This is a genomic window from Rathayibacter sp. SD072 (assembly GCF_017355185.1).
Classification (GTDB): domain Bacteria; phylum Actinomycetota; class Actinomycetes; order Actinomycetales; family Microbacteriaceae; genus Rathayibacter.
In genome coordinates this window covers 130,555-151,438 of record NZ_JADILJ010000002.1, presented here as the reverse complement: position 1 = coordinate 151,438, position 20,884 = coordinate 130,555, and the positions used below count along the sequence as shown (strand labels likewise).

The window sequence follows — 20,884 nt, the reverse complement described above, 5'->3', positions numbered from 1 at the left end:
TCAGGTGCGGCCCTCGAGCGCCGCCCGTCTCGCCGCGGCGTGCTCCTGCTCGGTGATCGTGCCCGCGGCCAGCAGCCCGTCGATCTCGGCGAGCCGCTCGCCGAGGGGGCGCTCGGCGCCGAATCCGCCGGTGGCGAGCTTCGAGGCGACGTCCGTCTGCAGGGTGAGCGGATGCACTCCGAGCGTCCTCGCGCGGCGGAGGTTCACGACGATCAGGACCGCGATCAAGACCACGACGGCGGCGATCACGATCGGGACCACGGCGAACGCGGCGTTCAGCGCGCCGGTGTCGATGGGGGTCGGGACGTCGTTCACGGCGGGTCTCCTCTCGCAACGCCCTCCCATCCTCTCCCGTGCGCACGCGGCGCGGGAGGATCGGGACCCCTCGTCCGGACTCCCTCGGCCCGGGCGGGGCGATCGACTACACTCGACGGGTCAGCCGTACCGGCCGATATCGCCGCGCCCGGAGCCGGGCCCACCGGCAGCAGACTTCCACCGAAACGGATCCCCCTTCGCATGGCCTCTACCACCGACATCAAGAACGGCACCGTCCTCAACATCGACGGTCAGCTCTGGAACGTCATCGACTTCCAGCACGTCAAGCCGGGCAAGGGCGGCGCGTTCGTCCGCACCAAGATGAAGAACGTCCTGACCGGCAAGGTCGTCGACAAGACGTTCAACGCCGGGGCCAAGATCGACACCGCCAACGTCGACCGGCGCGACTTCCAGTACCTCTACCGCGACGGCCAGGACTTCGTGTTCATGGACACCTCGGACTACGACCAGATCACGGTCCCCGAGGCCGTCGTCGGCGACGCCGCGAACTTCATGCTCGAGAACCAGAACGTCACTCTCGCGCTGCACGACGGCGACCCGCTCTACATCGACCTCCCCGCGTCCGTGGTGCTCGAGATCACCTACACCGAGCCGGGCCTCCAGGGCGACCGCTCGACCGGCGGCACCAAGCCCGCCACCGTCGAGACCGGCTACCAGATCCAGGTCCCGCTCTTCCTCGAGCAGGGCACGAAGGTCAAGGTCGACACCCGCACGGGCGACTACCTCGGCCGCGTCAGCTGAGCCGGGGCGTCCGTGAGTGCACGCACGAAGGCGCGCAAGCGCGCCCTCGACATCATCTACAACGCCGATGTCCGGCAGATCCCGTTCGCGGAGTCGCTGCGGGCCGAAGCGGAGCGGGCGGTCCACGAGCCCGCCCGCGAGGCCTCCTGGCTCTACGCCCGTGAGATCGTCGACGGCGTCATCGACCACTCCGCCGAGATCGACGGGCTGATCGAGCGGCTCTCGAAGGGCTGGACGCTCGCGCGGATGCCCCTCGTCGACCGCGCGATCCTGCGCATCGGCGTCTGGGAGATCCTGCACAACGACGAGGTCCCCGACGGCGTCGCGATCTCGGAGGCCGTCGAGGCCGCGACCGTCCTCTCGACGGACGACTCGGCGGGCTTCATCAACGGGCTGCTCGCCTCCGTCGCGGAGTCGCGCACGGCGGTCTGACCCCGGGCGCTCGACCCGATCGGGGGCGGGCACCTCCGGCTCGCCGGATCCGACTCGCACGATCGGGCGGGTCCGCGGGCCGGGCGTGCTCCTGCGAGCCGGGAGCGGGCCCGCGCACCCGAGGGACGCGGCCCGCGCCCCTATACTCATCGAGACATTTCCTTTAAGGCCGTCCGGAGAGACGGGGAAGGAGGTCGGTGTGACGGCACGAATCGTGCTGAACGGCGCTGACATCACGCGCGCTCTGACGCGCATCGCCCACGAGATCCTCGAGTCCAACCGGGGAGCGGAGTCGCTGGTGATCCTCGGGATCCCGACCCGCGGCGTGGTCCTCGCCCAGCGGATCGCCGAGACCATCGCCCGGATCGAGCCGGAGGCGGCTCCCGTCTTCGCAGGCTCCCTCGACGTGACGATGTACCGCGACGACCTCTCCCGGAACCCGGTGCGCACCCCGGCGAGGACCGCCGTGCCGGCGAGCATCGACGGACGCACCGTCGTGCTGGTGGACGACGTCCTCTTCTCGGGTCGCACCATCCGCGCCGCGCTCGACGCCCTGAGCGACATCGGCCGGCCCCGGGCGGTCCGCCTCGCCGCGCTGGTCGACCGCGGCCACCGCGAGCTCCCCATCCGGGCCGACTTCGTGGGCAAGAACCTGCCGAGCAGTCTCAGCGAGCGGATCAACGTCCGCCTCCTCGAGGTCGACGGCGAGGACCTGGTCGCGATCGAGTCGACGCGCCCGGCGGACGAGGCCGCCGGCGGAGGGGGCACCGCATGAAGCACCTGCTCTCGACCCGCGACCTCGACCGCTCCTCCGCGATCGGCCTCCTCGACATCGCCGAGGACATGGCCGACGTGCAGAACCGCGAGGTGAAGAAGCTGCCGACGCTGCGCGGGAAGACGGTCGTCAACCTCTTCTTCGAGGACTCGACCCGCACCCGCATCTCGTTCGAGGCGGCGGCCAAGCGGCTCTCGGCCGACGTGATCAACTTCAGCGCCAAGGGATCCAGCGTGTCGAAGGGCGAGAGCCTGAAGGACACGGCGCAGACCCTCGCCGCGATGGGCGCCGACGGCGTCGTGGTGCGTCACAGCGCGTCCGGAGCCCCGGCCGTGCTCGCGGCGAGCGGATGGATCGACGCGTCGATCCTGAACGCCGGCGACGGCACGCACGAGCACCCGACCCAGGCGCTGCTCGACGCCTTCACGATCCGCCGCCGGCTGCACGGCCCCACCGCCTCCCGGGGCAAGGGGCTCGACGGGGTGGCCGTCACGATCGTCGGCGACATCCTGCACTCGCGGGTCGCCCGCTCGAACGTCTGGCTGCTCACCGCGCTCGGCGCCGAGGTCACCCTGGTCGCGCCGCCCACGCTCGTCCCCGTCGACACGGTCGACTGGCCGGCGACCATCCGATTCGACCTCGACGAGGCGATCGACTCCGGGCTCCCCGACGTCGTGATGCTGCTGCGCATCCAGCTCGAGCGCATGTCGAGCGGCTTCTTCCCCAACGGCCGCGAGTACGCGCGCATCTGGGGTCTCGACGACGAGCGCCTGGCCCGCTTGGGCCCCGATACCATCGTCATGCACCCCGGACCCATGAACAGGGGCGTCGAGATCTCCTCGGCCGCCGCCGATTCGAGCCGCTCCACGGTGCTCGAACAGGTCACCAACGGGGTCTCGGTCCGGATGGCCGCGCTCTACCTGCTGCTGTCCGGCGAACGGGAGGTCCACTGATGAGCACCGAGAGCCCCCGGCGGATCCTGATCTCGGGAGCGACGCTCGCCGACGACAGCACCGCCGACGTCCTCGTCGACGGCGGAGTCGTCGTCGAGATCGGCACCGACCTCGACTCGCGCGGCGCCCGCGTGATCGACGCCGACGGCCTGCTGGCGCTGCCCGGCCTGGTCGATCTGCACACTCACCTCCGCGAGCCCGGCTTCGAGCAGAGCGAGACGGTCCTCACCGGATCGCGCGCGGCCGCTGCGGGAGGCTTCACCGCCGTCTTCGCGATGGCCAACACGTCGCCGGTGCAGGACACCGCGGGCGTCGTCGAGCAGGTGCAGAGCCTGGGCGAGGACGCCGGCTACGCGACCGTGCGGCCGATCGGCGCCGTGACCGTCGGCCTGGCGGGGGAGTCCCTCGCCGAGCTCGGCGCGATGGCGCGCAGCCGCGCGGCGGTCCGCGTCTTCTCGGACGACGGGAAGTGCGTCTCGGACGCTCTGCTGATGCGCCGCGCGCTCGAGTACGTGAAGGCGTTCGACGGCGTCGTCGCGCAGCACGCCCAGGAGCCGCGGCTCACGGTCGGCGCGCAGATGAACGAGGGAGCCGTCTCGAGCGCCCTCGGCCTCGCCGGCTGGCCCGCGGTCGCCGAGGAGGCGATCATCGCGCGTGACGTCCTCCTGGCCGAGCACGTGGGCTCCCGACTGCACGTCTGCCACGTCTCGACGGCCGGCTCGGTCGACGTGATCCGCTGGGCGAAGGCCCGCGGCATCGACGTCACCGCCGAGGTCACCCCGCACCACCTGCTTCTCACCGAGCAGCTGATCGCGGCGAACGGCGAGGGCGGCGGCGGCTACGACGCCCGGTTCAAGGTGAACCCGCCGCTGCGCCGCGACGAGGACGTGCTCGCCCTGCGCGAGGCCCTCGCCGACGGCACCATCGACATCGTCGCGACCGACCACGCCCCGCACCCGGTCGAGTCGAAGGACTGCGAGTGGGACGCCGCCGCGTTCGGCATGGTCGGCCTCGAGAGCGCCCTGTCGGTCGTGCACGCCGCCGTCGTCGCCGACGGTCGGATGACCTGGGCGGACGTCGCCCGCGTGCTGTCGCAGGCGCCCGCCCGCATCGGCCGGCTCGACGGCTACGACCGCGGCATCGCGGTCGGCGCACCGGGGAACATCGCGCTCTACGACCCGGAGGTGCGCCGCAGCTTCTCGACGTCCGACCTCCGCGGGCGCAGCACCAACTCCCCGTACCTCGGGCGGGAGCTTCCCGGTCGCGTCGTCGCGACGCTCCACGACGGCTACCCCACGGTCCTCGACGGCGAGCTCGTCGATGCCGCGGTGGTCGCAGCAGCCGCGAGGTCCGCCCGTGGATAGGACCGCGATCACGATCGTGATCGCCGCGGTCGTCGTCCTGGTCTTCGCCGGGATGATCCTCTCGTGGCGGGCGCGCCGCCGCCGCTCCGCCGACCTCGTCCCCGACGCCGTCCCCGCCGAGTCCCTCGGCGCGGAGCTTGAGTCGGTCGAGCTGCCCTACGTCGCGACGACACGCTTCGAGCAGCCGCTCGAGCGCGTCGTGCTGCCGGGCCTGGGCTTCCGCGGGAAGGCGACGCTGCGGCTGCACGAACGCGGAGTCGTCCTCGCGCCGGTCGGCGAGCGACCGACCGTCATCCCCGCGGCCCTGCTGCGCGGTGCGGGCGAGGGCAGCTACGCCATCGACCGCGCCGTCGAGGAGGGCGGCCTGCTCGTGCTCTCGTGGTCGCCGCGCGGTGCCGAGACGGTCGACTCCTATCTCCGCGTCGCCGAGCCGGCCCTGCGCCGGCACCTCGTCGCGGAGCTCCGCCGGCTCGCCGGCCCCGAATCCTCCCCCTCCACCCCGGGAGCCGCCGACGGCGGCTCCTCCCCGAACCAGAAGGGCTCCTAGTCCGTGCCAACGTCACGCCTCAGCACCGAACCCACCGCCGTCCTCGTCCTCGAGGACGGACGACGATTCCAGGGTCAGGCCTACGGCGCGCGCGGGCGCACCCTCGGCGAGATCGTCTTCGCGACCGGCATGACCGGCTACCAGGAGACGCTGACCGACCCGTCCTACGCCGGCCAGATCGTGGTGCAGACCGCACCGCACATCGGCAACACGGGCACGAACGACGAGGACAAGGAGTCGCGCCGCATCTGGGTCGCCGGCTACGTCGTCCGCGACCCCTCCCGCGTCGTGTCGAACTTCCGCGCTCAGCGCTCGCTCGACGACGACCTCGAGGCCGACGGCATCGTCGGCATCTCGGGGATCGACACCCGGGCGATCACGCGCCACATCCGCTCCGCGGGCTCGATGCGGGCCGGCGTCTTCTCGGGCGAGGACCTCGCCCTGGGGGAGGAGGAGCAGCTCGCACTGGTCCTCGGGGGCGCGCAGATGGAGGGGATGAACCTCTCCTCGGCCGTCTCGACGACCGAGCAGTACACGGTGCCCGCCCAGGGCGAGCGCGTGGGCTCCGTCGCCGTCATCGACCTCGGCGTGAAGACCTCGACCGTGCACTACCTGTCCGAGCGCGGCTTCGACGTGCACGTGCTGCCCGAGTCGGTCACCGCCGACGAGGTCCTGGCGCTGGACCCGTCCGCCCTGTTCTTCTCGAACGGACCGGGAGACCCGGAGGCCTCCGACCGCCACGTCGACCTGCTGCGCACGACGCTGCGCGCCGATCTGCCCTTCTTCGGCATCTGCTTCGGCAACCAGCTCCTGGGCCGCGCGCTCGGCTTCGGCACCTACAAGCTGCCCTTCGGCCACCGCGGCATCAACCAGCCGGTGCTCGACAAGCTCACCGGCCGCGTCGAGATCACCGCGCAGAACCACGGATTCGCGGTGGACGCGCCCATCGACGGCGAGCTCGACTCGCCCGAGGGCTTCGGCCGCGTCGAGGTCAGCCACTACAGCCTCAACGACTCGGTCGTGGAAGGCCTGCGCTGCCTCGACATCCCCGCCTTCTCGGTGCAGTACCACCCCGAGGCGGCCGCCGGACCGCACGACTCGAACTACCTGTTCGACCGCTTCCGCGCCATGGTCGTGCAGCGCACGGCCGAGCAGGGCGGCGCCGAGCCCGCGAACGACATCCTTTCGACCAGCACCACCGGAGAGCAGAAGTAATGCCGCGCAGGGAAGACATCAACAGCGTCCTCGTCATCGGCTCCGGCCCGATCGTCATCGGCCAGGCGGTCGAGTTCGACTACTCGGGCACCCAGGCCTGCCGCGTGCTGCGTGCCGAGGGGGTGCGCGTGATCCTCGTCAACTCCAACCCGGCGACGATCATGACCGACCCCGACTTCGCCGACGCCACCTACGTCGAGCCGATCACCCCGCAGGCGATCGAGGCGATCATCGCCAAGGAGAAGCCGGACGCGATCCTGCCCACCCTGGGCGGCCAGACCGCTCTGAACGCGGCCATCCAGCTGCACGACCTCGGAATCCTCGAGAAGTACGACGTCGAGCTCATCGGCGCGAGCTTCGAGGCGATCAACCGCGGCGAGGACCGCCAGATCTTCAAGCAGCTCGTGCTGGACGCGGGCGCCGACGTCGCGAAGTCCTACATCGCGCACACCGTCGAGGAGGCGATCGAGTACGCCGAGGACCTCGGCTACCCGCTCGTCATCCGCCCGTCCTTCACCATGGGCGGCCTCGGCTCCGGCTTCGCGTACACCCGCGAGGAGCTCGTGCGCATGGTCGGCGACGGACTGCACCAGAGCCCCACCACCGAGGTGCTCCTCGAGGAGTCGATCCTCGGCTGGAAGGAGTACGAGCTCGAGCTCATGCGCGACACGGCCGACAACACGGTCGTCGTCTGCTCGATCGAGAACGTGGACCCGGTGGGCGTGCACACGGGCGACTCCATCACGGTGGCCCCCGCGCTGACGCTCACCGACCGCGAATACCAGAAGCTGCGCGACATCGGCATCCGGATCATCCGCGACGTGGGTGTGGACACCGGAGGCTGCAACATCCAGTTCGCGGTCGACCCCGCCGACGGCCGCATCATCGTCATCGAGATGAACCCGCGCGTCTCCCGCTCCTCGGCCCTCGCCTCGAAGGCGACCGGCTTCCCGATCGCCAAGATCGCGGCGAAGCTCGCCATCGGCTACCGTCTCGACGAGATCCCCAACGACATCACGAAGGTCACCCCGGCGAGCTTCGAGCCGACGCTCGACTACGTCGTGGTCAAGGTCCCGCGCTTCGCGTTCGAGAAGTTCCCGGCCGCCGACAAGACGCTGACCACCACCATGAAGTCGGTGGGCGAGGCGATGGCGATCGGCCGCAACTACGCCCAGGCCCTGCAGAAGGCGCTCCGCTCGCTCGAGAAGCGCGGCTCCTCCTTCCACTGGGGCGAGCAGAAGCACTCGGTCGACGAGCTGCTCGAGATCGCGAAGACGCCGACCGACGGCCGCATCGTCACCGTCCAGCAGGCGCTGCGCCTCGGCGCGAGCGTCGAGCAGGCCTTCGAGTCGACGAAGATCGACCCCTGGTTCCTCGATCAGATCGTCCTCATCAACGAGATCGCCGACCTCGTGCGCGAGCACCCGGCGCTGGACGCGGGCCTGCTGCGCCTCGCGAAGGACCACGGATTCTCGGACATCCAGATCGCGGAGCTCCGCGGCCTGGAGGAGGCGGAGGTCCGTGCGACGCGCTACGAGCTGGCCGTCCGCCCCGTCTTCAAGACGGTCGACACCTGCGCGGGGGAGTTCCCGGCGCTCACGCCGTACCACTACTCCTCGTACGACGAGGAGACAGAGGTCGTGGCAGCCGACCGCCGCAAGGTCGTCATCCTCGGCTCCGGCCCGAACCGCATCGGCCAGGGCGTCGAGTTCGACTACTCCTGCGTGCACGCCTCGTTCGCCCTCTCGGCGGCCGGCTACGAGACGATCATGATCAACTGCAACCCCGAGACGGTCTCGACCGACTACGACACGTCGGACCGGCTCTACTTCGAGCCGCTGACCCTCGAGGACGTCCTCGAGGTCATCCACGCGGAGTCGCAGTCCGGCGAGCTCGTCGGCGTCGTCGTGCAGCTCGGCGGGCAGACCGCTCTGGGCCTGGCGAAGGGGCTGGAGGAGGCGGGCGTCCCGATCCTCGGCACGACCCCCGCCGCGATCGACCTGGCGGAGGAGCGCGGAGCGTTCTCCCGCATCCTCGACGAGGCGGGCCTGCTCGCTCCTCGCAACGGCACCGCGATCGACCTCGAGGGCGCCCTCGGCGTCGCGACCGGGATCGGCTTCCCGGTGCTGGTCCGGCCGTCCTTCGTGCTCGGCGGTCGCGGCATGGAGATCGTCTACGGCGCCGCGCAGCTCGAGGACTACTTCGAGCGGATGGCCGACCAGGGCATCATCGACGCGACGCACCCGCTGCTGGTGGACCGGTTCCTCGACGACGCGATCGAGATCGATGTCGACGCGCTGTACGACGGCGAGCAGCTCTACATCGGCGGAGTCATGGAGCACATCGAGGAGGCCGGGATCCACTCCGGCGACTCGGCGTGCACCCTCCCGCCCGTGACCCTCGGCCGTCGGCAGATCGACGAGGTGCGCGACGCGACCCTCGCCATCGCCCGGGGCGTCGGGGTCCGCGGGCTCCTCAACGTGCAGTTCGCGATCGGGCAGGGCGTGCTCTACGTCCTCGAGGCCAACCCCCGCGCCTCCCGGACCGTGCCCTTCGTCTCGAAGGCGCTCGGGATCCCGCTCGCGAAGGCGGCGTCGCGGCTGATGGTCGGCGAGACGATCGCCGAGCTCAAGGCCGAGGGCCTGCTGCCCGAGCGCGACGGCTCCGACGTGCCGATGGACTCGCCGATCGCGGTCAAGGAGGCGGTGCTGCCCTTCAAGCGCTTCCGCACCAAGGAGGGCCAGATCGTCGACTCCCTTCTCGGCCCCGAGATGCGCTCGACCGGAGAGGTCATGGGCATCGACCGCGACTTCCCGAGGGCCTTCAAGAAGAGCCAGGACGCGGCCTACGGCGGGATGCCCTCGAGCGGGACCGTCTTCATCTCGGTCGCCGACCGAGACAAGCGCGCCATCGTGCTCCCGGCGCTGCGCCTGCGCCAGCTCGGTTTCGAGATCCTCGCGACCGAGGGGACCGCCGAGGTGCTGAACCGCAACGGCATCCGGACGCGGGTCGTGCGCAAGTACAGCGAGGAGGCCGTCGGCGACTCGCCGTCGATCGTCGAGCTGGTCAGCCGCGACGAGGTCGACGTCGTGATCAACACGCCCAGCGGAGGAGCCTCCCGCGCCGACGGCTACGAGATCCGCGCCGCAGCGGTCGCCGCCGACAAGCCGCTGTTCACCACCATCGCGCAGCTCGCGGCCGCCGTCGCCTCGCTCGACGTGGCGGGCGAGCCCTTCGAGGTCACGAGCCTGCAGGACTACGCGCTGCGTCGGGCGGAGCGCCTGGCGTGACCGAGTCCTTCGGAGCGCGTCTCGAGCGCGCCTTCGACGCGCACGGGCAGCTCTGCGTCGGGATCGACCCCCACGCGTTCCTCCTGGACGCGTGGGGGCTCGACGACGACGCGGCCGGCCTGGAGTCGTTCGGCCGCCGGGTCGTCGAAGCCGCGGCCGGACGCGTGGGCGTGGTCAAGCCGCAGGTCGCGTTCTTCGAGCGCCACGGCTCGGCGGGCTACCTCGCGCTCGAGCGCGTCCTCGCCGACGCGCGCGCAGCCGGGCTCCTGGTGATCGCCGACGTCAAGCGCGGCGACATCGGCACGAGCGTCACCGCCTACGCCGAGGCGTGGCTGCGCCCGGGCTCGCCCCTCGAGGCCGACGCGATGACCGCCTCCGCCTATCAGGGGCTCGGCTCCCTCGACGGCATGCTCGAGCTCGCGGAGGAGGCGGGGAAGGGCGTCTTCGTCCTCGCCGCCACCTCCAATCCGGAGGCGGGCGCCGTTCAGCGGGCCCTCGTGCAGGACGGCGAGCACGCCGGGTCGCCGCTGGCCAGCGCCGTGCTGGCGGACGTGGCATCCTGGAACGCGGGACACGCGCGCTCGCCGATCGGCTCGGTCGGCGTCGTGCTCGGAGCCACGGTCGCGCTCGGCGACTACGGCATCCGGACCGACGACGTGCTCACCCCCGGGCTCCCCGTGCTGGCACCGGGCTTCGGTCACCAGGGCGCGTCTCTCGCGGACGCGCCCCGGCTGTTCGGGGCCCTCGCGGCCACGACGCTCGTGAGCGAGTCGCGCAGTGTCCTCGGCGCCGGTCCCGAGGGGATCGCCGCCGAGATCGACCGCCGCGCCCGAGACATCCAGGAGACCCTTGTCCGCTGAAGCCGTGAGCCCCGCCGAGACCGGACCGGTCACGACCGGCAGCCGCCGTCCGTCGCCCCCCGAGGTCGACCGTCTCGCCGCGTCCGCCGCCGCGATCGCCGCCCGGCGCGCCCGGGCGAGCGTGAAGAAGGACGTCGCCTCGGGTGAGCGTCCCGCCACCGCCGTCCTGGCCGCGGCGCAGACCGACCCCACCGGAGTGGAGGGACGGATGCGCGTGAGCGAGCTGCTGCGCGCGGTCCCGGCTCTCGGGGTCGTGAAGACGCCGCGGGTGATGGAGCAGCTGCAGATCGCTCCGTCCAAGCGCCTCGGCGGTCTCGGCCGCCGCCAGGTGGAGGGACTGAACTCCTTCCTCGAGCAGCGCGAGGCGCGCCAGCGCCGCGGTGAGCGGACCCGCCTCGTCGTCCTCGCCGGACCCACCGCCGTCGGCAAGGGCACCGTCTCCACCTACATCCGCGAGAACTACCCCGAGGTCCTGCTCTCGGTGTCGGCGACGACCCGGGCGCCGCGTCCAGGGGAGGTCGACGGCGTCAGCTACTACTTCATCGACGACGCCGAGTTCGACCGCATGGTCGAGGCGGGGGAGTTCCTCGAGTACGCCACCGTGCACAACGCCTACCGCTACGGCACTCCGCGCGGCCCGATCGACGCCGCGCTCGCGCAGGGCCGGCAGGTCATGCTCGAGATCGACATCCAGGGGGCCCGGCAGGTCCGCGAGCGGATGCCGGACGCCCGACTGGTCTTCCTCCTGCCGCCCAGCTGGGACGAGCTCGTGCGCCGCCTGGTCGGCCGGGGCACCGAGAGCCCCGAGGAGCAGCAGCGCCGGCTGGCCACGGCACGGGTCGAACTGGCCGCGCAGGACGAGTTCGATTTCGCGGTCGTGAACAGCACAGTGCCCGAAGCGGCCCGCGAGGTCGTAGAATTGATGTCGCCTCGTTCCGACGGCGCGCCCGCCGACCCGGGCCGCTGACGTCCGGGCCACCGACCACCTCCGGGCCGACGCCCCGACCGCCGACAGGGCCCAGCCCCGAGGCGCCGCCGCGTCGCGCGCCTCCGGAGCCGCAGATCGGCGCTCACGCGCCCCGCAGTGCTGACAAGCCAACAAGCTGACAAGCCAACAAGGAGACACCATGGCCAACAACCTCGGCATCATCGACCCGCCCATCGACGAGCTCCTCTCGAAGGTCGACTCGAAGTACGCGCTGGTGATCTTCGCCTCCAAGCGCGCGCGCCAGATCAACGACTACTACGCCGACCTCCACGAGGGCAGCCTGTTCGACAACGTCGGCCCGCTGGTCGACTCGACCATCGACGACAAGCCGCTCTCGGTCGCTCTCCACGAGATCAACGAGGACAAGCTCGTCGCCCAGCCCCTCGCCGAGTAGCACGGCCCCCCGCGGGTGCGCTCGTCCCGGAAGGCCGCTCGGCGGTTGAACGTCGTCGTCGGCATCACCGGCGGCATCGCCGCCTACAAGGCGGTCGGAGTCGTGCGCGCCCTGGTCCTCGAGGGCCACGACGTCCACGTGGTGGCCACCGAGGCCGCCCTGCGCTTCGTGGGCAAGCCGACGCTCGAGGCGATCTCGAGGAACGCCGTGCACACGGAGCTCTACGAGGGCGTCGCGGAGGTGCGGCACGTGGCGATCGGCCAGGCGGCCGACCTGATCGTGATCGCTCCCGCCACGGCGCACACCCTCGCGAAGCTCGCGACCGGCCTCGCCGACGACCTGCTCGGCAACACGGTGCTCGCGAGCACCGCGCCGCTCGTCGTCGCTCCCGCCATGCACACCGAGATGTGGGCGAACCCCGCCACCGTCGCGAACGTCGAGACGCTCCGCTCGCGCGGCGTGCACCTCGTCGGACCGGCCGTCGGGCAGCTGACGGGTACCGACTCCGGTGCCGGACGCATGGAGGAGCCGGCGACGATCGTCGCCGAGGCCCTCGCCGTCCACCGCCGCACGACCGGCGCGAAGCGCGACCTGGAGGGCCTGCGGGTCCTCGTCACCGCGGGCGGCACCCGCGAGCCGCTCGACCCGGTCCGCTTCGTCGGGAACCGCTCGAGCGGCCGGCAGGGCGTCGCCCTCGCCCTCGCGGCGGCGGCCAGAGGAGCGAGCGTGACCCTTCTGGCGGCGAACCTCGACATCGAGGCGCCGCGCGGAGTGACGGTCGTCGCCGTCGGCACCGCCCTCGAACTCCGCGAGGCGGCGCTCTCCGCCTCGGCCGACGCGGACATCGTCGTCATGGCGGCGGCCGTGGCCGACTACCGGCCCGCGGACGTCTCGGAGTCGAAGATCAAGAAGGAGCAGCAGGGCGACCGCCTGGTCCTCGAGCTCGTGAAGAACCCCGACATCCTCGCCGAGATCGCGGCCGCCCGGTCGGGGAACCAGCTCGTCGTCGGGTTCGCCGCCGAGACCGAGCCCGACCGCGAGGCGATGCTCGCCCTGGGCCGCGCGAAGATCGCGCGCAAGGGCTGCGACCTGCTCGTCCTCAACAGGGTCGGCTGGACCGAGGGGTTCCAGAGCGACAGCAACTCCGTCGTGGTCCTCGATCGGGCCGGGGATATAGTGATCGAGGCTTCCGGCACCAAGGCGTCGGTGGCCGACCGCGTCCTCGACGTGGTCGCGCGCTAGCCGACGGCGGCTGCTCTCAGGCGGTCCCGCGCGTGCGCGGACCAGATCCGAGCGCGGCCCCTCCGCCGGTCGGACGCGGAACACCCCGAGCCCGACGATCCGTGTCCGCACGACGCCGCGCCCCGCTGCCGTCGTCGGTGGTCCTCGCTCCCCGTGGGCCGACCGCGCTCGACGCCCCGGCCGAACAGTCCCCGGAACGAAATGAGACCCGCCGCATGACCTCCTCCGGACCCCTGCGCCTCTTCACCTCCGAGTCCGTGACCGAGGGGCACCCCGACAAGATCTGCGACCAGATCTCGGACCGCATCCTCGACGCCCTGCTCCGCGAGGACCCCAAGAGCCGCGTCGCCGTCGAGACCCTCGTCACCACCGGCCTCGTGCACGTCGCCGGTGAGGTCTCGACCTCCGGCTACGTCGAGATCCCCAAGATCGTCCGCGACACGATCGTCGAGATCGGCTACGACTCCTCCGAGAAGGGCTTCGACGGCCGCTCCTGCGGCGTCTCGGTCTCGATCGGCCAGCAGTCGCCCGAGATCGCCGCCGGCGTCGACACCGCCCTCGAGGTCCGCACCGACTCGTCCGACGACGACGCCTTCGACCGCCAGGGAGCGGGCGACCAGGGGCTCATGTTCGGCTTCGCCACTGACGAGACCCCCGAGTACATGCCGCTGCCGAGCTGGCTCTCGCACCGTCTCGCCGAGCGCCTCGCCGCCGTCCGCAAGTCGGGCGAGCTCGAGTACCTCCGTCCCGACGGCAAGACCCAGGTCACCATCGGCTACGACGGCACGACGCCCCGCTCCATCGACACGGTGGTCCTCTCGACGCAGCACGCCGAGCACGTGAGCACTGAGACGATCCACGCCGACATCGAGGCGCACGTGATCCGACCCGTCCTCGAGACCGTCGACCTCGACTCCTCCGCGGTGCGGCTGCTGATCAACCCCACCGGGCGCTTCGAGATCGGCGGCCCGCAGGGCGACGCCGGGCTCACCGGCCGCAAGATCATCGTCGACACCTACGGCGGCGCCTCGCGGCACGGCGGCGGCGCCTTCTCGGGCAAGGACCCGTCGAAGGTCGACCGCTCGGCCGCCTACGCGATGCGCTGGGTCGCCAAGAACGCCGTCGCGGCCGGGCTCGCCCGCCGCCTCGAGGTGCAGGTCGCCTACGCGATCGGCAAGGCCGCTCCCGTCGGCCTCTACGTCGAGTCCTTCGGCACCGGCACCGTTCCCGACGAGCAGATCACCGAGGCGATCCGGTCCGTCTTCGACCTGCGCCCCGCTGCGATCATCCACGCGCTCGACCTGCTGCGCCCCATCTACTCGCAGACCTCGGTCTACGGGCACTTCGGCCGCGAGCTCCCCGACTTCACCTGGGAGCGCCTGGACCGCGTCGACGACCTCCGCTCCGCCGCGGGCCTCTCGTAGCGGGCCCGGCGCAGGCGGTGGAGAGCCCCTCCGGCGCGTCGGCCGTCGTCGCGCGCGTCCTCCTGGACTCGCCGCTGCCCCAGCTCGACCGGCTCCTGGACTACACGGTCCCGCCGCCGCTGCAGGCGCAGGTGCGCCCGGGTGTCCGCGTGCGCGTCCCGTTGCGCACCGGCGGCCGCATCGCCGACGCCTTCGTGGTCGAGGTCGGCGAGGGATCCGAGCACGCGGGCGCGCTCAGCGAGCTCGAGGAGCTCGTCTCGCCGGTGGTGGTCCTCACCCCCGAGGTGTGGGCGCTGGCCCGCCGCGTCGCCGATCGTGCGGCCGGGGGAGCGAGCGACGTCCTGCGCCTCGCGGTGCCGCGCCGGCACGTGCGGGTCGAGAAGGCGCACCTCGCGGCGGAGCGGGCGGTCGTCCCGGTCCCGGTGGCGTCCGCACCGGTCGCCGGGTACGCCGACGGCGCCTTCGACGCGCTGCCCCTCGGCGGGCGGCTCGCCGTCGGAGCCGTGCCCGCCCCCGTCCAGCTCTCCACCGGGACCTGGATCGGCGGCTGGGCGCTGACCCTCGCCGAGCTCGCGCGCAACGCGGTCGTCGCGGGCGGCGACGCGATCCTCGCCGTGCCGGACTACCGGGACCAGGAGCAGCTCGAGCTCGCCCTGGCCGACCTGCTGCCGGCGGAGCTCGTGGTGCGGCTCGACGCGCGGCAGAAGGGCGCCGAGCGGTACGCCGCGTTCCTGCGCTGCCTCGGTCCCGGACCGCGCGTGATCGTGGGCAACCGCTCGGTCCTCTACGCACCCTCGACGTCGCCCGGGCTGATCGCCCTCTGGGACGACGGGGATCCGCTCTTCGCCGAGCCCCTCGCCCCCTACGCCCATGCCCGCGACGTGGCCCTCGTCCGCCAGGAGCAGAGCGGGGCCGGCCTCGTCCTGCTCGGCCACACCCGCACCGTGGAGGTCGAGCGCCTCGTCGAGATCGGCTTCGCCGCCGAGGTCGAGCCGCGTCCCGCGCGCCGCCCCCACGTCGTGCCCACCGCGCAGCAGTCCGCGGCCGACGAGCACGACGCCGCCGCCCGCATCCCGTCCTCCGCCTGGCGGCAGGCGCGCATCGGCCTCGACTCCGGTCCCGTGCTGGTGCAGGTCGCGCGCCCCGGGTACGCGCCCGTCGTCGCCTGCGCCCGCTGCCGCACGGTCGCGCGCTGCAACCGCTGCCAGGGACCGCTGGCCGTGCACTCGGCGGGTGCGCGGCCCAGCTGCGGCTGGTGCGGGCTGATCGCGGCGGAGTGGAGCTGCTCCGTCTGCGAGGCCACCTCGCTCCGTCTCGTGACGCTCGGCGCCGGCCGCACCGCGGAGGAGCTCGGGCGCGCCTTCCCCGGTGCCAAGGTCGTCGTCGCCGACGGTCAGCGGCCGGTGCTCACCCTCACCGACGAGCCGGCGCTCGTCGTCGCGACCCGGGGCGCCGAACCGCGGGCCGACGGCGGCTACCACGCCGTCCTCCTCCTCGACGGCGAGCGGATGCTGGCGCGCGAGAGCCTGCGGGTCGCCGACGACGCCCTGCGCACGTGGTCGAACGCGGCCGCGCTGGCCAGGCCCGGGGCCCCGGTGCTGCTCGTCGGGGTGGGCGGGCGGATCGCCACCGCCCTCGCCACCTGGCGGCAGGCCGAGTACCTCCGCGCCGAGCTGCTCGAGCGCCGGGCCCTGCGCTTCCCGCCCGCGGTGCGCCTGGCCACCGTGAGCGGCGACGCGCACGCGGTCGAGGAGGCGCTCGAGGCGCTGGACGAGAGCGACCGGCACGAGGTCCTCGGACCGGTCGGGCTCGAGGACGGCTCCGTCCGGGCCATCGTGCGCTTCGACTACGCTCGCGGTGCGGAGGTGGCCGCCCGGCTCCGGTCCGCCGTCGTCCGCAACGCCACCCGCCGCCGTCGGCCGCCGACCACTCCGGGCCGCTTCCGACCGGCCCCGAAGCTGCGGGTCCGCCTCGACGATCCCGACATCCTCTAGATCCGCCCGCACCACCGCCACTCAGGAGCCCACCCCGTGCGCCTCGTCTTCGCCGGCACGCCGGCCCCCGCCGTCCCGACCCTGCGCGCGCTCGCCGCCTCCGACCACGAGGTGGTCGCCGTCGTCACCCGCGAGGACGCCCCCGTGGGCCGCAAGCGCGTGCTCACGCCCTCTCCCGTCGCCGTCGTCGCGGAGGAGCTCGGACTGCCCGTCCTCAAGGCGAACCGCCTCGACGAGGCCGTCACCGACCGGATCGAGGCCCTCTCGCCCGATCTCGGCGTCATCGTCGCGTACGGCGGGCTGGTGCGCGCGCGCCTGCTCGCGGTGCCGGCTCGCGGCTGGATCAACCTGCACTTCTCCCTCCTCCCGCGCTGGCGGGGAGCGGCTCCCGTGCAGCGTGCCCTGATGGCGGGGGAGGAGACGATCGGCGCGAGCGTGTTCCAGCTCGTGGCCGAGCTCGACGCCGGTGACGTGTTCGCCGAGCTGGCGGAGGAGGTGCGCGGGCGCACAGCGGGAGAGCTCCTCGAGGTCCTCGCGGCGTCGGGTGCCGCTCTCACGACCGAGGTCGTCGACGCGATCGCCGCGGGGACCGCCGTGTCCGTGCCGCAGTCCGGCGAGGTGACGCTCGCCCCCAAGCTCGACGTGTCCGACGGGCGCCTGGACTGGAGCGCGTCGAGCGGTCGCGTCCTCGCCCTGATCCGCGGGACGACGCCGGAGCCGGGCGCCTCCACCGCCCTCGGCGACTCCCGCCTGAAGGTGCTGGCGGCTCGCGCGGTCGAGGAGGCGCCGGCGCTCGAGCCGGGCGCGGTCCTCGTCGAGCAGGGCCGTGCGCTCGTGGGCACCGGCGACGGAGCCGTCGAGCTCGTCACCGTGCAGCCGGCGGGCAAGAAGCCGATGGCCGCCGCCGACTGGGCCAGGGGCCTGCGCGAGAGCACGGTGCTGCGATGAGCGCCCGTCGCGAGGTCGCCCCCGCCCGCCGGGTCGCGTACGACGTCCTGCGCGCCGTCAGCGGGTCGGACGCCTACGCCAACCTCGTCCTCCCCGGCCGGATCCGCGCCGCAGGACTCTCGCCGGCCGACGCCGGACTCGCGACCGAGCTCTGCTACGGGACGCTGCGCATGTCCGGCTACTACGACCGCGTGATCGTGCTCGCGGCCGGGCGGGCGATCGAGTCGATCGACGAGCCCGTCCTCGACGCCCTCCGCCTCGGCGTGCACCAGCTCCTCGGCACCCGCGTCGCTCCGCACGCGGCGGTGAACGAGAGCGTCGCCCTCGTGGCCGCCGATGCGTCCCGGGGGGCGGTCTCCTTCGCCAACGCCGTGCTCCGCAGCGTCTCGCGGGGCTCGGCCGAGGAGTGGCGCGAGCGCGTCTCAGCCGCGGCGGTCTCGGCCGATGACCGCATCGCGGCCCTCAGCTCCCACCCGCTCTGGATCGTCAAGGCGCTGCGCCGCGCTCTGGCGGCGGAGGGCCGCGCCGACGAGCTGGACGCTCTTCTCGCGGCCGACAACGCGGCTCCGCGGGTGAACCTCGTCGCGCTCCCCGGTCTCGCCGACGCCGCGGACGTGCCCGATGCCGCCGCCGACCGCTGGTCCCCGGTCGGACTCGTGAGCACGGGAGGCAACCCCGAGGCCGTCGACGCCGTGCGCGAGGGGCGCGTGCGGGTGCAGGACGAGGGCTCGCAGCTCGCGGCGCTGGCGCTGTCGCGAGCACTCCCGGTCCGCGAGGGGGAGCGCTGGCTCGACCTCTGCGCCGGCCCCGGCGGCAAGGCGGCCCTCCTCGCGGCCGAGGCGCGCCTGGGCGGCGCGTCGCTCCTCGCGAACGAGGTCGTGCCCGGCCGCGCGGGTCTCGTCCGCCAGGCCCTCGCCGCAGTGGACCCGGACGTCCAGGTGCGCACGGGCGACGGCCGTGATCTCGGCGTCGAGCAGCCCGGTGCCTTCGATCGGATCCTCCTCGATGCCCCCTGCACCGGGCTGGGAGCCCTGCGCCGACGACCGGAGGCGCGCTGGCGCAAGACGGCGGCCGACGTGGAGCCGCTCGCGTCCCTTCAGGGCGAGCTGCTCGACTCGGCGCTCCAGGCGCTCGCCCCGGGCGGCGTTCTCGCCTACGTCACGTGCTCGCCGCACCTCGGCGAGACGCGACGGGTCCTCGCTCTGGCCCAGGAGCGCTACGGGGACGGCCTCGAGCTGATGGACACCCCGGAGGTCCTCCGGCGCGTGACGCTCGACGAGCTCGATCTGCCGGAGGGGGCGCGCCACGTGCAGCTCTGGCCGCACCGCCACGGCACCGACGCCATGTTCATCCAGCTGCTGCGGCGCGCGGATCCGGCCGGGGCGATCTCCTAGGCTGGTCGGCATGCCCGCACGGATCAACCCCAGCATCCTCTCCGCCGACTTCGTCAACTTCGAGGCCGAGCTGCAGCGGATCGCGTCGGCCGATCTCGTGCACGTCGACGTGATGGACAACCACTTCGTCCCGAACCTCACGTTCGGGCTGCCCATGGTGCAGCGCCTCCAGGAGGTCACGCCGCGCCCGCTCGACGTGCACCTGATGATCGAGGACCCGGACCGCTGGGCGCCCGGGTACGCCGAGACGGGCGCCTACTCCGTCACCTTCCACGCCGAGGCGGTGCGCGACGCCGTGGCCCTGGCGCGCCGGCTCCGCGACATCGGCTCGCGCGCGGGGATCGCCCTCAAGCCCGGGACGGCCGTCGAGGAGTACCTCGAGCTGCTGCCCGAGTTCGACCAGGTGCTCGTGATGACGGTCGAGCCCGGCTTCGGCGGCCAGTCCTTCATGGAGGAGACGATGCCCAAGCTGCACGCGCTCCGCCGCGCCGTCCGCGACTCCGGGCTCGACGTCTGGCTCCAGGTCGACGGAGGGATCGCCCCCGGCACCATCGAGATCGCCGCCGAGGCGGGCGCCGACACGTTCGTCGCCGGTTCGGCCGTCTTCGGCGCCGACGACCCCGAGAAGGCGATCGCCGCCCTCCGCGACACCGCGTCCTCGATCCTGCACCGCCACTGATCCTGCCCCGGGGCGCCGCGCGTATAGACTTCCCCGGTGAAAACTTTCGACGACCTCTTCGCTGAGCTGGGCGAGAAGGCCGCCGCGCGCCCCGAGGGGTCGGGCACGGTCCGCGAGCTCGACGCCGGTGTGCACTTCATCGGCAAGAAGATCGTCGAGGAGGCCGCCGAGGTCTGGATGGCCGCCGAGTACGAGGGCGACGAGCGCACCGCCGAGGAGATCTCGCAGCTGCTGTACCACCTCCAGGTGCTGATGCTGGCGAAGGGCCTGACGACGGCCGACGTCTACCGACATCTGTGAGCCTCCCTCCGATCGCCGGAGTGCGCCGACGCTCCGTCGCCGCGCGCTCCCACGCACATCGAGGCGCGTCCGCGACCGCCGTGTCGACGACGAGACCGCCGCTCACCGAATCACCCTCGAGCTCCAGAGGACGTCCTGCCGTGACCACCACCCCGCCCGCGCTCCTGCGCGTCGCCGTTCCCAACAAGGGTTCGCTCTCCGAGACCGCCGGCCAGATGCTGGCCGAGGCCGGCTACACCGGCCGCCGCGACCCCAAGGAGCTGCACGTCGTCGACGAGCGCAACGGCGTCGAGTTCTTCTACCTCCGGCCGCGCGACATCGCGACCTACGTCGGCTCGGGCGCCCTCGACGTCGGAGTGACGGGCCGCGACCTGCTCATCGACTCGGGCTCCGAGGCCCGTGAGATCGCGAGCCTGGGCTTCGCGAACTCGACCTTCCGCTTCGCCGGCCCCGCGGGCCGCTACACGGACCTCTCCGAGATCGACGGCCTGCGCGTCGCCACGAGCTACCCCGGGCTCGTCGGGTCCTTCCTCCGCGAGCACGGAGTCGAGGTGTCGCTCATCCGCCTGGACGGAGCGGTCGAGTCCGCGATCCAGCTCGGAGTGGCCGACGTGATCGCCGACGTCGTCGAGACCGGCACCACGCTCCGCAAGGCCGGACTCGAGATCTTCGGCCCGGTCATCCTCGACTCCACCGCCGTGCTCGTCTCGGCCGCGGGGGAGCCCGAGGGCATCCCCGTCCTGCTGCGCCGCCTCCAGGGCGTGCTGGTCGCCCGCGAGTACGTGCTGCTCGACTACGACTGCCCCGTCGCCCTCCTCGAGGCCGCGACGGACATCGCACCGGGCTTCGAGTCGCCGACCGTCTCGCCGCTGCACGACGCCGACTGGGTCGCCGTCCGCGTGATGGTGCCGCGCGCCGACATGAACCAGGTGATGGACCGCCTGTACGACCTGGGCGCCCGCGCCATCCTGGTCACGTCGATCCACGCCGCGCGCCTCTAGGACGGCA

Annotated in this window: 20 protein-coding genes; 19 read left to right on the top strand and 1 reads right to left on the bottom strand. The window is 72.7% G+C overall.

Annotation, left to right across the window (positions count from 1 at the left end):
• The gene (locus tag IOC53_RS01780) at positions 1-315 is read right to left on the bottom strand and encodes a hypothetical protein (protein ID WP_207402667.1); all 315 of its coding nucleotides are present in this window, start codon (positions 313-315) and stop codon (positions 1-3) included.
• Between the two features lie 201 nt (positions 316-516).
• Here IOC53_RS01780 and efp point away from each other — a divergent pair, with 201 nt between their 5' ends.
• From efp to hisG, 19 genes are all read left to right on the top strand, one after another.
• Positions 517-1,077 carry an elongation factor P gene (efp, locus tag IOC53_RS01775; RefSeq protein ID WP_055791792.1) on the top strand — a complete coding sequence of 187 codons (561 nt, stop codon included), beginning with the start codon at positions 517-519 and terminating at the stop codon, positions 1,075-1,077.
• 12 nt (positions 1,078-1,089) lie between these two features.
• On the top strand, positions 1,090-1,509 hold the full coding sequence (gene nusB, locus IOC53_RS01770) for a transcription antitermination factor NusB (RefSeq protein WP_207402666.1): 420 nt from the start codon (positions 1,090-1,092) through the stop codon (positions 1,507-1,509).
• Positions 1,510-1,708: 199 nt separating this feature from the next.
• A complete protein-coding gene (pyrR, locus tag IOC53_RS01765; protein WP_207402665.1) occupies positions 1,709-2,284 on the top strand; it encodes a bifunctional pyr operon transcriptional regulator/uracil phosphoribosyltransferase PyrR in 576 nt (191 codons plus the stop codon).
• Positions 2,281-3,237, top strand: a complete 957-nt coding sequence (locus IOC53_RS01760) for an aspartate carbamoyltransferase catalytic subunit (RefSeq protein WP_207402664.1) — start codon at positions 2,281-2,283, stop codon at positions 3,235-3,237. Before pyrR ends, IOC53_RS01760 begins: the two co-directional genes overlap by 4 nt.
• Positions 3,237-4,601 carry a dihydroorotase gene (locus tag IOC53_RS01755; RefSeq protein ID WP_207402663.1) on the top strand — a complete coding sequence of 455 codons (1,365 nt, stop codon included), beginning with the start codon at positions 3,237-3,239 and terminating at the stop codon, positions 4,599-4,601. The genes IOC53_RS01760 and IOC53_RS01755 overlap by 1 nt, the downstream gene beginning before the upstream one ends.
• Positions 4,594-5,148, top strand: a complete 555-nt coding sequence (locus IOC53_RS01750) for a hypothetical protein (protein WP_207402662.1) — start codon at positions 4,594-4,596, stop codon at positions 5,146-5,148. The genes IOC53_RS01755 and IOC53_RS01750 overlap by 8 nt, the downstream gene beginning before the upstream one ends.
• A 3-nt stretch (positions 5,149-5,151) precedes the next feature.
• A complete protein-coding gene (carA, locus tag IOC53_RS01745) occupies positions 5,152-6,363 on the top strand; it encodes a glutamine-hydrolyzing carbamoyl-phosphate synthase small subunit (protein WP_207402661.1) in 1,212 nt (403 codons plus the stop codon).
• Entirely contained in the window at positions 6,363-9,653 is a 3,291-nt protein-coding gene (gene carB / locus IOC53_RS01740; RefSeq protein WP_207402660.1) for a carbamoyl-phosphate synthase large subunit, read from the top strand. The genes carA and carB overlap by 1 nt, the downstream gene beginning before the upstream one ends.
• Positions 9,650-10,513, top strand: coding sequence for an orotidine-5'-phosphate decarboxylase (gene pyrF / locus IOC53_RS01735; protein WP_207402659.1), 864 nt, complete (start codon positions 9,650-9,652; stop codon positions 10,511-10,513). Before carB ends, pyrF begins: the two co-directional genes overlap by 4 nt.
• Positions 10,514-10,517: 4 nt before the next feature.
• A complete protein-coding gene (gene gmk / locus IOC53_RS01730; RefSeq protein WP_207402681.1) occupies positions 10,518-11,480 on the top strand; it encodes a guanylate kinase in 963 nt (320 codons plus the stop codon).
• 160 nt (positions 11,481-11,640) lie between these two features.
• Complete coding sequence (rpoZ, locus tag IOC53_RS01725) at positions 11,641-11,895, top strand: DNA-directed RNA polymerase subunit omega (protein ID WP_055791825.1); 255 nt, start codon at positions 11,641-11,643, stop codon at positions 11,893-11,895.
• Positions 11,896-11,940: 45 nt separating this feature from the next.
• Positions 11,941-13,137: a bifunctional phosphopantothenoylcysteine decarboxylase/phosphopantothenate--cysteine ligase CoaBC gene (gene coaBC, locus IOC53_RS01720; RefSeq protein WP_207402658.1), complete on the top strand. Its 1,197-nt coding sequence runs from the start codon at positions 11,941-11,943 to the stop codon at positions 13,135-13,137.
• Positions 13,138-13,352: 215 nt separating this feature from the next.
• The gene (gene metK / locus IOC53_RS01715; protein ID WP_207402657.1) at positions 13,353-14,561 is read left to right on the top strand and encodes a methionine adenosyltransferase; all 1,209 of its coding nucleotides are present in this window, start codon (positions 13,353-13,355) and stop codon (positions 14,559-14,561) included.
• 17 nt (positions 14,562-14,578) lie between these two features.
• Positions 14,579-16,555: a primosomal protein N' gene (locus tag IOC53_RS01710; RefSeq protein WP_207402656.1), complete on the top strand. Its 1,977-nt coding sequence runs from the start codon at positions 14,579-14,581 to the stop codon at positions 16,553-16,555.
• 36 nt (positions 16,556-16,591) lie between these two features.
• Positions 16,592-17,503 carry a methionyl-tRNA formyltransferase gene (gene fmt / locus IOC53_RS01705; RefSeq protein WP_207402655.1) on the top strand — a complete coding sequence of 304 codons (912 nt, stop codon included), beginning with the start codon at positions 16,592-16,594 and terminating at the stop codon, positions 17,501-17,503.
• Positions 17,500-18,897 (top strand): RsmB/NOP family class I SAM-dependent RNA methyltransferase, encoded by a 1,398-nt coding sequence (locus IOC53_RS01700; RefSeq protein ID WP_207402654.1) that lies wholly within the window; start codon positions 17,500-17,502, stop codon positions 18,895-18,897. Before fmt ends, IOC53_RS01700 begins: the two co-directional genes overlap by 4 nt.
• A 10-nt stretch (positions 18,898-18,907) precedes the next feature.
• Positions 18,908-19,576, top strand: a complete 669-nt coding sequence (gene rpe, locus IOC53_RS01695; RefSeq protein WP_207402653.1) for a ribulose-phosphate 3-epimerase — start codon at positions 18,908-18,910, stop codon at positions 19,574-19,576.
• Between the two features lie 36 nt (positions 19,577-19,612).
• Positions 19,613-19,876 carry a phosphoribosyl-ATP diphosphatase gene (locus tag IOC53_RS01690; protein WP_055791842.1) on the top strand — a complete coding sequence of 88 codons (264 nt, stop codon included), beginning with the start codon at positions 19,613-19,615 and terminating at the stop codon, positions 19,874-19,876.
• A gap of 140 nt (positions 19,877-20,016) precedes the next feature.
• Positions 20,017-20,877 (top strand): ATP phosphoribosyltransferase, encoded by an 861-nt coding sequence (gene hisG / locus IOC53_RS01685; protein ID WP_207402652.1) that lies wholly within the window; start codon positions 20,017-20,019, stop codon positions 20,875-20,877.
• Positions 20,878-20,884: the final 7 nt, after the last annotated feature.

Bases quoted from the DNA above. Each gene is read 5' to 3' on its own strand.
- efp (WP_055791792.1), top strand. From the start codon at position 517: ATGGCCTCTACCACCGACATCAAGAACGGCACCGTCCTCAACATCGAC.
- IOC53_RS01760 (WP_207402664.1), top strand. From the start codon at position 2,281: ATGAAGCACCTGCTCTCGACCCGCGACCTCGACCGCTCCTCCGCGATC.
- IOC53_RS01755 (WP_207402663.1), top strand. From the start codon at position 3,237: ATGAGCACCGAGAGCCCCCGGCGGATCCTGATCTCGGGAGCGACGCTC.
- carB (WP_207402660.1), top strand. From the start codon at position 6,363: ATGCCGCGCAGGGAAGACATCAACAGCGTCCTCGTCATCGGCTCCGGC.
- rpoZ (WP_055791825.1), top strand. From the start codon at position 11,641: ATGGCCAACAACCTCGGCATCATCGACCCGCCCATCGACGAGCTCCTC.
- metK (WP_207402657.1), top strand. From the start codon at position 13,353: ATGACCTCCTCCGGACCCCTGCGCCTCTTCACCTCCGAGTCCGTGACC.
- IOC53_RS01700 (WP_207402654.1), top strand. From the start codon at position 17,500: ATGAGCGCCCGTCGCGAGGTCGCCCCCGCCCGCCGGGTCGCGTACGAC.
- rpe (WP_207402653.1), top strand. From the start codon at position 18,908: ATGCCCGCACGGATCAACCCCAGCATCCTCTCCGCCGACTTCGTCAAC.